Annotated in this window: 15 protein-coding genes and 1 pseudogene; 1 reads left to right on the top strand and 15 read right to left on the bottom strand. The window is 44.4% G+C overall.

Annotation, left to right across the window (positions count from 1 at the left end; genetic code table 11):
- Window positions 1–21: 21 nt before the first annotated feature.
- The 10 genes and pseudogenes from C4S74_RS27295 to C4S74_RS25470 form a co-directional block, all read right to left on the bottom strand.
- Window positions 22–288, bottom strand: a pseudogene (locus tag C4S74_RS27295) (RHS repeat-associated core domain-containing protein); the annotation flags it as partial.
- Window positions 289–653: 365 nt separating this feature from the next.
- A complete protein-coding gene (locus tag C4S74_RS25510) occupies window positions 654–2,966 on the bottom strand; it encodes a M4 family metallopeptidase (protein WP_103998096.1) in 2,313 nt (770 codons plus the stop codon).
- 369 nt (window positions 2,967–3,335) lie between these two features.
- Entirely contained in the window at window positions 3,336–3,602 is a 267-nt protein-coding gene (locus tag C4S74_RS25505; RefSeq protein ID WP_103998095.1) for a hypothetical protein, read from the bottom strand.
- Window positions 3,603–3,661: 59 nt separating this feature from the next.
- Entirely contained in the window at window positions 3,662–4,033 is a 372-nt protein-coding gene (locus C4S74_RS25500; RefSeq protein WP_103998094.1) for a CPCC family cysteine-rich protein, read from the bottom strand.
- Window positions 4,034–4,157: 124 nt separating this feature from the next.
- Window positions 4,158–4,829: a hypothetical protein gene (locus C4S74_RS25495; protein WP_258042613.1), complete on the bottom strand. Its 672-nt coding sequence runs from the start codon at window positions 4,827–4,829 to the stop codon at window positions 4,158–4,160.
- A gap of 111 nt (window positions 4,830–4,940) precedes the next feature.
- Complete coding sequence (locus C4S74_RS25490) at window positions 4,941–5,207, bottom strand: hypothetical protein (RefSeq protein WP_103998093.1); 267 nt, start codon at window positions 5,205–5,207, stop codon at window positions 4,941–4,943.
- Window positions 5,208–5,235: 28 nt separating this feature from the next.
- The gene (locus C4S74_RS25485) at window positions 5,236–5,682 is read right to left on the bottom strand and encodes a hypothetical protein (RefSeq protein ID WP_103998092.1); all 447 of its coding nucleotides are present in this window, start codon (window positions 5,680–5,682) and stop codon (window positions 5,236–5,238) included.
- A 76-nt stretch (window positions 5,683–5,758) separates the two neighbouring features.
- Window positions 5,759–6,049 (bottom strand): immunity 53 family protein, encoded by a 291-nt coding sequence (locus C4S74_RS25480; protein ID WP_103998091.1) that lies wholly within the window; start codon window positions 6,047–6,049, stop codon window positions 5,759–5,761.
- 92 nt (window positions 6,050–6,141) lie between these two features.
- The gene (locus C4S74_RS25475; protein WP_103998090.1) at window positions 6,142–6,450 is read right to left on the bottom strand and encodes a hypothetical protein; all 309 of its coding nucleotides are present in this window, start codon (window positions 6,448–6,450) and stop codon (window positions 6,142–6,144) included.
- A gap of 133 nt (window positions 6,451–6,583) precedes the next feature.
- A complete protein-coding gene (locus C4S74_RS25470) occupies window positions 6,584–7,822 on the bottom strand; it encodes a YbfB/YjiJ family MFS transporter (RefSeq protein WP_103998089.1) in 1,239 nt (412 codons plus the stop codon).
- A 115-nt stretch (window positions 7,823–7,937) separates the two neighbouring features.
- Here C4S74_RS25470 and C4S74_RS25465 point away from each other — a divergent pair, with 115 nt between their 5' ends.
- Complete coding sequence (locus C4S74_RS25465; RefSeq protein WP_103998088.1) at window positions 7,938–8,843, top strand: LysR family transcriptional regulator; 906 nt, start codon at window positions 7,938–7,940, stop codon at window positions 8,841–8,843.
- 609 nt (window positions 8,844–9,452) lie between these two features.
- On the opposite strand, the gene C4S74_RS25460 is transcribed toward C4S74_RS25465, so the two are convergent.
- The 5 genes from C4S74_RS25460 to C4S74_RS27165 all read right to left on the bottom strand — a co-directional run.
- The gene (locus C4S74_RS25460) at window positions 9,453–10,538 is read right to left on the bottom strand and encodes a polysaccharide deacetylase family protein (protein WP_103998087.1); all 1,086 of its coding nucleotides are present in this window, start codon (window positions 10,536–10,538) and stop codon (window positions 9,453–9,455) included.
- Between the two features lie 146 nt (window positions 10,539–10,684).
- Window positions 10,685–11,029, bottom strand: coding sequence for a hypothetical protein (locus tag C4S74_RS25455; RefSeq protein WP_146065531.1), 345 nt, complete (start codon window positions 11,027–11,029; stop codon window positions 10,685–10,687).
- A gap of 193 nt (window positions 11,030–11,222) precedes the next feature.
- Window positions 11,223–11,933, bottom strand: coding sequence for a hypothetical protein (locus tag C4S74_RS25450; protein WP_103998085.1), 711 nt, complete (start codon window positions 11,931–11,933; stop codon window positions 11,223–11,225).
- 720 nt (window positions 11,934–12,653) lie between these two features.
- The gene (locus C4S74_RS25445; RefSeq protein WP_103998084.1) at window positions 12,654–12,983 is read right to left on the bottom strand and encodes a hypothetical protein; all 330 of its coding nucleotides are present in this window, start codon (window positions 12,981–12,983) and stop codon (window positions 12,654–12,656) included.
- An 18-nt stretch (window positions 12,984–13,001) separates the two neighbouring features.
- On the bottom strand, window positions 13,002–14,121 hold a 1,120-nt coding region (locus tag C4S74_RS27165), incomplete at its 5' end, for an HINT domain-containing protein (RefSeq protein WP_258042612.1).

Here is a 14,121-nt window from a genome sequence, read left to right as displayed (position 1 = left end):
AGTACCATGAATAAGAAAAACTTTATGCCCACTCGGATCAGTATACCTCAGCGGATTGTTATGGGTATAGGTGTAAAGATTCAAACTCAGCGGGTTATCCAACTGCCCTTCATACGTATCCTCGTTAATAAACCGTCCCAGATTGGGATCGTACCACCGAGCGCGTAGATACTGAAGCTTGGTCGTATTATCCCAGTATTCACCCGAGTACCGGAAGTTATTTGACACAGTTTCCTTCTCGGTTACGGGATTGCCCCAAATATCATAGGTGTACTTATTTAATACGTTAGCGACTTAAAACCAACTAACCTCCAAGTTACAATTATTGTAAATATAATCACTACTTTCTCTTTAAAATGCATATACCAGCATATTATCGGCTGCAATTAATTTATATTACTTAGCTATTTTTGTCGTAATTTGTTAATTAATGACGCATTTCATAAATATATTTATTAACAGGTTATTTTAACGTCTGATATAAGCACACTGATTCATGATCTTTTTACTAGTTGAAGTTTGAAAATCAAGGCAGGCAAGAAGCCGTAAAAAGAGCGGCCTCTCCCCGGTTGGATTCCGGAAAGAGGCCGCTTCTATACATCCTATTCTAACTTATAAGCAAACCGTTATTTCGTTATTGCATGAAGACCATCTTAACTAACTACCGCCCACAAAGCCGGAACGAGAGCAGGTTCCCAGCCCGGCATAGCCGTGTGAGCCTGAAGAGCTCTGTAAGTCTTTCCTTGATAAGTGACTAGATCGTTTACCTGATAGTTGGTATACGCGGCCCAAGCGGCAGCGCCGGAGCCTGTATCCGTCGTAACGGTCACCGCGTTGCTGGCCGGCGATACGTTGCCTGCGGCATCTCTCGCTTTGACGGTGAAGGTGTAGGACGTTCCGCCCTGCAGGCCGCTGACGGTTGCGCTCGTGCCCGTTACTGTAGTGGCAAGCGTCGAGCCGTTGTACACATCATAGCCGGCTACGCCCGTGTTGTCTGTGGATGCGCTCCACGACAAGGTTACGCTGCTGGCCGTTTTGCCTCCCGCTACGAGGTTGCCCGGAGCCGTAGGCGGCTGCGTGTCCGTCGGGTCGGTCGACGAGCTGGTCGTTACCGTCACCGCGCTGCTCGCAGGAGATATGTTGCCGGCCGCGTCCTTCGCTTTCACCGTGAAGGTGTAAGCCGTAGCCGGGGTCAGACCGCTGACGGTCGCGCTTGTGCCGGTGACGGATGCCGCCAGAACGGAGCCTCTGTATACGTCATAGCCGGTCACGCCCACATTATCCGTCGAAGCGCTCCAGGACAAGGTTACGCTGCTCGAAGTCTTGCCTGTGGAAACCAGATTCCCCGGTGCCGAAGGCGCTTGGGTATCTTGAGTCGGCGGAAGACTTCCGACGCCGACCGCGGCATAGGCCGTTTTTACCGAATAAACCTGCGCCGAGTTGGCACCGAAAAGATCGGTGGCCGAGCTAATGGCCGCTTCACGCATAGCCGCAAAATTGGATGTGCTCGTCAAGTAGTAAGTAAGCGCTTTATATACGATCTTGGCTGCGTCGCTGCGGCCGATTCCGGTAACGCTGACGCCGCGGTGCGTGCCGCCCTGGGCCAGCAGATAAAACGCTTTGTTGGGAATACCGCTGTTTGTATGCACGCCGCCATTATCTTCGGACCCCCGGTAAATGTTGCTGTAATGGTCCGGCTGGTTGAACAAGGTCGGATTTTCCATCGAGCGAAGCGCATCGCCCGGCGTGTACGGCGTATAGATATCATCCCCGATCAGCCAGTTCTTTCCTTGAATGGTGTTGCCGAAAACGTCCGAAATCGACTCGTTAAGCGCTCCGGACTCTCCTTGATAAATGAGTCCCGCCGTTTTCTCGGTAATCCCGTGGGTCAGCTCGTGGCCGATAACGTCGAGATCGCCGGAGAAAGCACGAAATTGTGAACCGTCGCCGTCGCCATACGCGATTTGCGTTCCGTTCCAGAAGGCGTTGTTATAACGGCTGCCGTAGTGCACCGTCGAGCGGATAGCCATGCCTCTGCCGTCCAGGCTGTCGCGGTTAAAATTATTTTTGAAATAGTCATAAACGATTCCCGCATAAGCATGCGCATCGACAGCCGCCGGATCCGTCCAGACATTGTCCGTATCCCTCATCAGCGTGCCCGGAAGCGATTGGCTGTTGCTGGCCGTATAGGTAACGATACCTCCACCGCGCGTCGTATCCTGCATCACATATTGAGTGCCGCTTTGCGTCGTTGTAAACGTTTTTGTATCCCCGAGCACGCCTACGCCCGTACCCGTCGCATGATCCAGCATGGCGTACTGGTTAACGATTTTGCCCGTTGCCGCATCAATAAAATACGTTTCGCGCTGCGGAGAAGGCTCCAGCACGTTCACTTCCGTGATGTACACAAGCACATTCTGCCTTTTAACCGGATAGTAGTTCAGCTCCGCCTGCTGCTCCCGCTGCTGGGCACCCAGCTTGCCGATCCGCTTCTCCATATCCCGGTTCGCGATCTCGATCGCTTTTCCCGCACTGATCTTCGGCTTGACAGCGGTGAGAGACTGCTGCCCGTTATCCGCAACCGTACTTCCCAGGTAGGCAGAGACATTGCCCTGCTTGTCAAAATGCAGCGTCTGATCCGTGCCGAACACCGGAATTCCCTGGATGTACTGTTTCAAACGCACATGCTGGGTTCCTGTCTCGGCGTCCGTCTCTTGATCCGTAATCCGGATACTCTGCTCCGCATCGCCCGTCAGATTCAAAATCCCCTTCTTGGCGTTCAGGTAGCCCCACACCTTCGCTTCCAGCGACGCTCCCTGCGGCGCAATCCACTTCTCACCGATAAAACGCGGAGCCGCCAAATCAGACGGAGAACCTGACGCGGAATTGCCGGAGGCTGCACCTACCGGAATTGCGGATAATGCCATCATCGTGCTCAATACGATTACGGTTAATTTCTTTTTCACTTATCATTCATCTCCCATCATTTTTTACTTGCAAGGTTCTTCAACCCTTGATATGATAACGCTTACAAAACACCCCCTTTCAAAAATTCCCGTTAACTCAAAGCTCTATGTTAGTTAAACCGGATGCACACATGGAATGGCACAAAAAAACAGCCTCTTCAAATCGTTAGTTAATCTCGACTGTAATTTCATTGGTAAATATGTAATTATTATGTTATTTTCACAATTTCATCATACTATCGGTTTTGCGAGTTGTCAATTGACCGCAGGTTAATTTTTGTGAAAAAAATTTTGAAGTGAAAGGGAATATTTTGAAAAGAGAGCAGCTCTATGAGGTTGTAGAACCCGCCGGTTCTAGAGAATTTGCGCTTAGTTGGCCTGCAAACATGCATTCATGATCTTTTTCGCGACTTCTAATGTTTGGTCGCTTTGTGTAAAAAAGCGTTCAAATTCTTTGTTAAATATCTCGTTTATTTTATCTTTTAATTCAAGAAGGGTCAGGTCCGTTTTCTGTTCGTTTATAAATTCAACAATATATTCCACTTCAAAAGAATATTCATCATCCAGTAAGGGTTCAATCTCAATGGGGTTCCATTCATTAATAATCTCTCGGACTTTGTAAAAGTTTGCGGACAAATACTTATCCTCCTTGGAAGTTGGGAGATTGGGGGGAGTATATTTTCGATGAGTGACGTCTATTTGCTGTACATATCAAGCCTACCTCTATCGGGATGCGGTAAAGAAGATTCGCTCATCGCACCAAATTCCAAAAAATTATTCCGGGCTTGTGTAAGAGTCATGCGATTCGGTAAACTATATGAAGTGTGGTCTGTAGTCCCGTCATCTTCCCAAAAACATACCGGACAAATATCGTACTCTCCTTTTACCGACAGTGTCTTAAACTCACAACACGGACACGCAAAAAGTTCTTCCTGAACCCCTACAACCGTTTGATCGGAAACCAGTTGTTCGGAAATTCGTTTCGATAAATATTCGTTTCTGACTCCAACATACTCACTTTTTAAGCCTACGCGGATCAAGTTATCATAATCTTCATCCCGGTTCATATGTTGGCACCTCTTAACTATGTAAGATCTTTCAAATCTTTTTGCGCCAGATCTATTAGTTGTTCAAAACCCAACTTCTCCTTCACCCAACAAAACTCCAACTCAATTAATCACTTTCCCGAAATCAATTAAGTTTCTCCTCTGCAAGAAAAATATCAACACAATAATCGGCAAGTTGATTTAATGCCTCTCTCTTGGCGGTAGGGATTATGATGATAGCCCCCTGATCTTTTAAAATCCTAACACTTGCTGCAATACGACTTCTCAAAGATTGAATCCACGCTGTATTCAACCAGGGAAAACAAAAGATGGTTTTGCCATGCGCGAGTCCAATGGCTATGGACGCGTTCCACCTTTCGTTGCTGATATGTTCTAATTTTCGATCTAAACGGGAGGACGACAATTCAAACCATTCCACCAGCTCGTTCAAGGTGAATGCGTTGTTTTGTTTTAAACCCTCTTCAATTTGCTGCCGGACTGTCCTGCCTCCAAATAGGTTTCTTGAAATAACACCTTCACCAACATAACACCCATATCCAGCTAGTACGGACGAGTCTGCCGCAAGAACGTTATTCAGGAATAAGGTCCCGCTCTGCTCTTTTTCCCTCCCCGTTAAATAATAGGATAGCACCCAGCCTCCCGAACCGCATTCGCCTATAATTCCATATACATGCCCGCTTCTAAATTCATAAGAAAAATTTTCACAACAATCCCGCATCTGTCCATAATTTACCAACCTAGGATCGCCCAGAATCGTCAAATCCTTTACTCGAACCGTGTCTATGGGTTGTACCATTTGGTTATGAGCCTGCCTCTCAAGAATACAGCCGATAAATTAACGGTATCCTTAAAGCTTTTTATAACAAATTAGGAAATCACATAAAACGAAGACTAGTAAATATCGAATTCAGTAATAATTCAATAAATCATGCCGCAGCTTATCAATTAATTCATCCTCATTCAATGAAATCGAATATAAATCACTATCTTCAAAAACATTTTTAGCTGCTTTATCGTAACTATCAGCAGATTCAACAACATATGACTTTAATCCTCTAACCAAGGTTATTTTAATATAAAGTCCATTATGTAAAAAAAGGGGAGTACCGCTTACACTAACCTTCTCGAAATTCAATTCCTGAAATAACGCATCAATTTTTGTCTCCAGTTCCATAGGGTCACTCCCCCGAATTAATTAGCCATTAGCATTCATCTTTAGTATGACGGTTAACCATTTTAAATAAAGAGGATAACAGTGAAATCTCTTCTTTACCGATCATAATATCCGAGTCTCCGCCGTGCGTTAGAGATACTACGAGAATAATCGACTGTTCAAAAACATTGATTAATATAAATCCTTGTCTTTCTAATGGTGGTCCGCTTACGTATATAATATCGACTGGATACCTTTCTTGATGAAAAACATCGCTTAAAATGATGTCATTCGCTTTATCGACTGCTCTTAACACTCTCGCATACTCTTCGAACGTTAATTCAATTTCGGCAGTCATTCCATGCTCATAGGTCTGAGAAATACTAACCTCTACATACCCCGCCCCGTTCAATGACACTTTTATAATTCCGGATTTTTCTTCAAGAACAGAATAGATGCTTAAAGAGCCTACTTCTTTGTACGGTTTCTTTGTCATTGAGCACCTCTTGTCGAATTACTCCTGTCTTTCCGTTAATACTATTAATTTCGTAAATACACTTAAAAATTTAAATTTAATCGGTAGCTGCCCAGCGATAAAAAATCTTTAAGATCTCCTCAAGATTTTCAGGACCTCCGGCGCCCGTAAAACTACCTTCTTCTATTTTACAGTGAACCCAATCGTCATCCGTTCGTTCAATCTGAACCATTTCTACCTGTTTGCTCGCCAATTCTGTCTCACTTAGATTTATGGAAACATACCATCCGGGATTATCAAGGGTAGTTATTCGAATACCACTTGTATGTTCCCAATCTCCATTACAGTGCCATGTATACCACTCTTGTAACCATCTCAAAATTTCCACCGGTCTACACTCCTACAATTACTCAAAATTTAAGGTGTAGCTTCTTTCTCCCCGTTTTTCGCGTACCCCCTACCTCTTCCATCAAGAAATTTTCACAACAAATCTTTGTTTAATCCCTTCAACCATTCTGATAACTGAATAACATTGGTTTCTAATTCGCTGTAGGTAAAACATTCTTTTCTTAGGACCGGCTCGTCCCAGTTTAAATCCCGTACAACAAAAATCAAAAAACTCTGAGTTCCCAAATACCAACCTACATCTAAAGCATAGTTATTCGGATACTTAACAAAAAACATATCTTCCTGTAAATCGTCATTATCTTTATCCAATAGGGTATGGTTGTCGATTTTATACTCGTTATATTCAACTGATCCAGGGTAAAAATTTATGTTTTCAAACATTACTTCACCTCATACTGCCTTCAAATACATAAAAATATTGTTGGGTTGTAGACGTTTATTGTCTTGGGATACTTTTCCTGTAACACAAATATAAAACATTGTTCATCTTAATCATAAGGTGACAACTATTTTTTCAACCGCTGATAGGCAAATCACGGGTCTCTAGCTTCCGCTGCTGTTGTCCATACAAACCGGCCGACGCAGCGGCAATCGCCATAAAAATTGCGCTGGATGCCACGCCGAATTGCAGGCCGTACCGTTCGACCACCACGCCTCCAACGATAGGACCGATAATCTGTCCGGAAGCAAAAAAGGCAGTGGCTATGCTAAGACATGCCGCATAAGCGTGGTGAGGGACGTGACGACGAAGAAGCGCGGTCGTCATCAGCGGCGGAGTAATAAAGGAAACCAGCCCAATCACGGCGGCCCCGAGCACGGTAAATACCATATGATTGGTGGTTACCCCGCACACACCGATCGTCCCCATAGCTAACCCAAGCGCAAGCGTGTACCCGCTCGGCCATCGGTCAATGGCTTTGCCCCCGATCCATCCGTTAAACAAACCCGCAAACCCGATTCCGGACCATATCAACCCGGCATAGAGAGAGGGAATACCTTGGCTCACTAGGTAGGGGATCAAATACGTGAAATAGATGATGTATCCCCAGCCGAAGAAAAAATAAGAAGCGATTAGGAACAAGAGTTTCTTGGGGTTCAACAGGAGACGATACACATTTTCGCTTTCTTTATCCCGCGGCTTCGATTCGGCCTGCAAGGGTATTTCTTCGGCTTCCCTTTTTCTGGTGACGAACTCGAAACCGAACGCCACTATTATCCCTAATACACCCATGATCCCCCAAGCATACCGCCACCCCTGCATGTGTGAAGGGTCTATGGTGAAGGGTGCGAATAAACCGGTCACTAGTATGCCGGCAGATCCGCCCAGCCATATAAGACCCGATGCCACGCCCCGTTCCGCCGGTCGAACGGCATCCATGGCAATGGACAGGACTAGCACTGTAGCCAGCGCCGATAACAATCCGATTGCGAACCGCCAAAACCCAAGCTGTATGAAATGTTCACTAAATGCCGAGCCGATCATAGTCATTCCGAGCAATAAGCACGTCACCCGATTCATGACATGTTTACGGTTCGGAAAGCGCGAGATCAAAGGAGAAAGACACAAGGTCCCGACCAAATAACCGATAAAATTAACGGTGCCAAGCATCCCCAACTGTCCGTAGCTCCCCCCGATCTCTCTCTGTATCCCGGGCAAGAACATGCCGTAGGAGAGCCGGGAAAAGCCGAGTATGACGACAAACAAAAGCGATGCCCATAAAGTAATCCAATTGAATGCGGATTTTGTACCCATAAGCCCATTTTCCTCCAAAATAATAAGTTGACCCTATTGTAAAATCCCGGTAATGTTTTGTAAAATTGAATAATATGAATAAATAATTCGACTAACACAAACAAAGGTGATGACAATGGATCTTCGAGCTTTAAAAACCTTCGAGGCTTGCGTACGTCATGGGCATTTTTTGAAAGCCGCCGAGGAACTCCAATATGCTCCCTCTACGGTAACTCTACAAATTCAGCGTCTCGAAGCGGATCTGGGGGTTTCTTTATTCGTACGCGACGGAAAACGCGTGATCGTGACCGAAGCCGGCCGCTGGCTCCAACATGAGGCCTCGGTATTGCTGAAGTCGATCGGAGCCATGAGGCAGACTGTCTCGGATATTGCCGCGGGAGATAACGGCTCGGTGCGTTTTGCCGCTATAGAGCCCGTCGCAAGCCAGCGGCTGGCGGGCGTTATAGCTCACTTTTGCAAAACTCGGCCGAAAGTGGAGTTAACCATGGAAGTAGGCGGCAGCAGATCGATTGCGGAGAGGGTTCGGGCCGGCGAACTGGAATTCGGCGTTTGCTCGGCTCCACCTTCGAAGCTTATGCTGGAGTTTGAGCCGCTGATCGAAGAAAGATTAGGGGTCATGTTAAACATGAATCATCCGTTAGCCGATCGGGATAGCATTACGGCGGGCGACCTGGCGGGGTTAACCGTTTTAGTCAAAGAACCGACTTGTATCTACCGGGAGCTTTGGGAAACGGCGATTTATCCGGCCGAGCAAAATCAATTCTCTTGTATGGAGGTTGGAAGTTTCTTTGTCATTCAGCAAATGGTTAAGGCGGAGTTCGGCATCGGGATCGTTCCGATTTACAGCGGTCTGGAACAGGAAGGCTCCTTGGTCATAAGGCCTTTAGCCAATTTGAATCCTGTCATCACGATAGGGATCGCTTATAAAGACAAAAACTTCCTGGGCAAGGCGGCATTACTGCTAATGGAAGCGATTAGGGCTTCCGTCAACCCGAGCCTACACTGCCAACTACATGATTAAGAACTCTAGCTGCAAAGGAGCCAGCCCCGATGTTAACCCGCAAGTAGAAGTATAGTCCGATACGCAGACTAGGGGCCTGAATAAGTAATCTTGTGAACTTCCCGCTAGTCTTGCTCGTTAGCTTAACCGTTAGTTTAATCTGTAGAGCGGCTTCAGACGCTTATCAATCAAATTTAGCTAAAAACGCCCCGCCGGGAATGAGATAAGGTTCTTGACAAAATGGGGAAAGAATGACGTTTGTGTCACTTGGCTTTAGTTTTTAAAAGAATTTTATCCCATACAACAAACCCCATAGAACAAAAAAAGCCTCGATTTTCGCGGACTTTAAGATAATATTTTTTCACCCGACATGGGATAAAAATAATATTTTCTTGAAAATACAATTTAGTTTTTGTCACTCCGGTCTGGTCCGGTATAGTAAGTCGATTACTTTTTAATTATTTTGTATGAAATAATTCCGGATCGCACCTTTATTGGTTAATGAAACGGGGCATTTATACAGCATACTGGCCGTTTACGCAGCTCTCTATTGAGGCATACTCGCAATTCGGGCCGATCCCTGTGGTTGTATGGTTTTACTGTACTGCATATATGTCTTCTACTTAGCTGTTATTCTTCTTGCAAAACAATCTCCGCCTCGAAGCCCAGCTGTTCACACAACTTGTGAATACGTCGCATGTCCATTGCGCTGGTAATCCACTCGCAGCCCAAAGCTGCTGCCTCGTGAGCTGCCCATTGCAGGATATAGACCAAGGCATCCGCATGGGCTTCCTTCGCGGCAAAATCCTCCAGCACCAGGGTGCTGCCACGAACCGAAGCATGCACGTATGCCCAGTGCTGGTCGGCAAAGCTGCGGGCGACAAAACGCGTTTCGTCCTCCGCCCGGGCCCGCGAGTAGAGCGCTTGCAGCCATTTACCATAGGCGCCTGGCCCTGTCGGGGCTTTCGGGTTCCCCCATTCAAGTGAATCGGCGGCCAGCTTCCGCAATTCATCTTCATCCGCTACGGCCTTCCACTGCTCACTAAGAAAAGAACCCTGGAGAGTCGGTTTGAAGCGGACTTGCCAGGTGCGTTCGCCTGCCTTGATGCCACCGGCATGAAGCAGTTCGGATACGGTTACCATGGCAAGACCTTTGGCGTCAGCTTGGTGTACAAGCGATTTAACGGCCTGCGGCGTCTCTTTGGCGATTTCATTCGCATGAAACATAAAAATGATCCCATTAGCCAGCTTAGGTACCAGCCGCTCCACAAGCTGCGCGCTTGGCGGTCCCGACCAGTCGACCGTATCCTCTCCCTCGACGACCAGGTAGTTCCACTCCCGGAGCCATTCCAGATTCTCCTCTCGATAAGAAGCATACGGAAAACGCAAGTAGGCTGGAACCGGCCTTCCCGTTGCTTCTTGATAAGCGAGCTCTGCCAGCTTCAGCTCTTCGAAGAATACCGCTTTGGTCACATCCGCCATTCTGCGGTGATGGTAGGTATGCGTTGTGAGCTCATGGCCCCTCGCTATCATTTCTCTTGCTTTCGCCGGGTACCGGTCGAACCATTCCCCCGTTAAAAAAAACGTCCCGCGCGCGCCTCCCTGCTCCAAGGCTTCCAGCCATGCGTCAATAGGAATCCGCATCGGACCGTCATCGAACGTAAAGGCACAATGTGCAACCGCAGGATTGCCGTGACTAATGACCAAGTTTTTCATCGTAAGTCCCCTTTCTGTGATATCCTTCCACACTGACACCACTTGATCTTATTGTAAAATCGCGGGAATATTTTGTAAAATTGAATAATATGAATGAATGATTCGATTTACTTAAACAATGAGAGATTTGAAGAATTGCTATAAATTTATTTCAATTCAGATTGGAATATCCATTTTTCTCTAAACCGACCCTCACGTGCAGTTGGGTTATCACCGTGAATATTATTTGGAACGTTTATACCTCTATACCAGGCTAGAAGTTCGGAATCAACGTTATTTTTATAGATGATTCGGTAAATAACATTACTCCTGTTAAAATCATTTTTAAATGCACTAGTTTTTGGCTCTACACGCTCAATCTTTAGTACAACACCACCCTTTTTAGAAATAACCGCCTTTATTTCTTCTTCATGCTTCTTTTCTAAAACATTTAAACCAATAACTAATACCACCGCAACTATTCCTAAAAGGGATCCGATAATAATTGTCATCCACCTGGTTAATTTACTTTTAAAGATCATAGAACAAGGTCCACTATCTGTTTTGTTGAAACAACCATTTCCCCCGGCTCCTTATTTTATAAGAGTATAATGAATCAACTAATTCTTTTCTCATTCTATTAATCACTTGTATCTATCGTTATTTCTTGAGCACAAATGTGTTGACCCACGATCATCATAAGGTCTAGTCGTAGAGCGACCTTTCAAATTTAACGATATCGTCCTTACTATTCACCTGATCAAGTGAGTCAAATTCAAAAGATACTCCAGGCGGCGAATTTTTATTCCCCTTTTTAAAATCGAATGAAATTCGTTCAAACGTGTGCCCTTCCGCTTGGATAAATTGGACAATTTTATAAATCCTATCATATTCAGTTTCCGCGAGCTCTTTTTTAAAAGGGCGGTCTATTTGTATATAAATAGTGGAATCTTTAAACTCCTGTTTAACGTCTTTATATCTCGGTACCTCTCCATATGGAATTGACGTGTACTTCTCTTCTGCAGATCTGGTGTTGCCTAAGTTAATACTGGCTGTTCCCTGTTGGGAATATATTTGTTTCACAAATGATCCCAGTTCTTTGTCGGCCTCGGTACTCCATGATGCTCTCAAGTAATCATCCCATAAACCTCGATCATTCCACGACTGGGATATTTGAAAAGAAAGCTCTTGATTGTTTTCGGGATGAGCAATGGTCCAGTAAATTCCATTCTTAAAACTAAACTTAATATTTTCGATCAAGATGTTTTGCGAAAATCTTTGCTGAATATAACCCTTTAATTCTTTTTTGAATTTGTACCTTTCTATGGGCGAACCTTCGGTGACATAATAAACCGGGCTGCATAAAACCAAAGTGACCAGAACCCCTAGGAGAGCAATCTTTTTATTTCTTCTCACTTCGATCCCCTTTTCAATTTTTGCTTTGTCCTTAAAAAAATCCTCCGGTCAGCAACAAACCATCATAGCCGACGTCTTTTTCCATTGCTAGACCGTGAGAGTATTCGTTACTAAATTCTTTTCGCTTGTGGAATTTCCTCTATAAATTGTGTGGTTCTCCTAAAAGCAATTTGTGAATACCTTGAGCTATTCCTCCGTAGCTTATTAATCCTTTTAGATTTATTTGGAATTTGGAAGTTGTTGGAAAGATAAGAAAAGACTCGAAGAAGTGTTCCCTCAAGGCCTGAACTTGTTACCATTACTCATAATAGAGTATTCCTTTATTGTTAATTGCGTTGAATTCGACAATTAGTCTTACCATTTCAGGAACCGAAACTATCCTGCTAGAATTCTAAAATCCATGGACAATCTCCTTTTTGTATGTGTAGGATAACCATGAAATATACCCGAACCATTATTTCTTACCCAGACTCTTGTTGCATCCACCGCAGATCCATCAGGCAAGTATACTTTAGAAATAGAGCCTCTAGGTAGAAGATCTTAAGGATTACCGAAGGCCTTAGTCTCAATGCACCAAAGTTCTATAGCTTTTTCTTGGGAATATTTAATTATTAAAAGTTCTGTTAGCCCAATTTTTTAAATAACGCCGCTCAAATCATTCGACACTAGGTGGGGAGTTAAAGAAAGACCTTGAGGATATTCCCCCAAGGTCGCTCAAACTTATTGAAATACTACGTGGAATAAGAACGCTTTATTGTCGTCAGTCGAAGATAGTAGGTAGTATTGGATTGAATTTAATTTATCTTCTCTAACATAGAAAGTAGACTTGTATTCAACGAATCTAACCAAAGAAGCAAAAGTTGTTTTGGCAGCATTTAAGTTAAAATCTTTAAGTTTAATATTTACGTTATACTGCCCGTCCACATATTTAAATGAAAACTCTGCTATATCTTCTTGCCGTTCAAGAAAATCAGTTGATTCAGACCAAAGACCAATTTCATATTCACAATTTAATGTTTTTGAAATCTCTAGTAAAATATCTTTGTTCATTTATTCATATCAACTCCTTTATTTACTTGATTTTGGAATATAAATGCCTCCTTGAGCAGGGGAATGCACGGATACAATTCCTCCACTTTCGTTGGTAACAACTTTATTCCCTCGGGCATCAGTATACTCCCATGTTTTACCGCCATTTTCATCAATTTTACTTTTTCTGTTCTTTTTGTTGTTATCGATAATGTTATCGATTGCTTGAGCAGTAAATCCCCTTTCGTTTGCACGTTCAGCACCATGTTTACTAAACGAGTGACCTCCAGGAGTCTTATCTCCTGTTTTAATAATACAATCATTCGTATTCGTATTGTGTACCCAAATTCCTAAATCGGTAACATAATACGTATGGTAATCAGCAACAGCAAAATTGTAAACCGTAACAGCCTCAACTTGCTTGATGAACTCAACCTTGTCAAGCGTTAGATTGCTTCCGTCAGCTTTTTGAAGTTTATCGCCCACTTGGAGTTCGTCTGCGAAGACCCATCCTTTGCCTTCAACCCAGAACGGATGGTTATCTGTCGTCTCAATGACTTGCTCCCCCACACGCAATTTAATAATGTCATCACGTTGGTTGCGGTATAAAGCAGTGACTTCCTTATAAGCTAACTCTCCATCAGGATTATTCTCATCCTTGGCGAGAACCTTATCTCCGACTTGAATGTCTTCGATATTCTTTTCCCCTTCGTCTGTAAGAACCTTAGTTCCTCCTACAAAGCAGTTGCAAGAAATTTTAGAAGACTTTGCCCAGTTATCATCCGTGTACTTAACGGCTCTTTGAACCTTCTTTTCCCCGTTTTGAAGAGTAATCAGAATTTGACCGCCTTTAAGGATTTTAGTGACCGGGATAAAACCAGCTGCTGCAAGAGTTTTATCAAACTTCGATGAATTCGGGTCCACCAAAGTCATAATATCGCTAACAAATAAATAATCCACGATATTTGCGGCAGCTTTCATTCCGCCTAAAACTCCGTCTGCCATCGCGTCTGTTACAGGATTTGTGACTACCTCACCAAGGTATCCCATTCCGTTGACACCTTCAACAACCTTTAAACTTTCTTTATAAAACTGCGACCAGTCAATATTGGGAGCTGCTTCATGCCCACTCGGATCTCTATACTTCAGAGGATTATTC

The sequence above is a fragment of the Paenibacillus sp. UNC499MF genome (assembly GCF_900107975.1).
Taxonomy (GTDB): Bacteria; Bacillota; Bacilli; order Paenibacillales; family NBRC-103111; genus Paenibacillus_F.
Note: the sequence above shows the minus strand (reverse complement) of the source record. Positions and strands in the feature narration are given on the sequence as shown.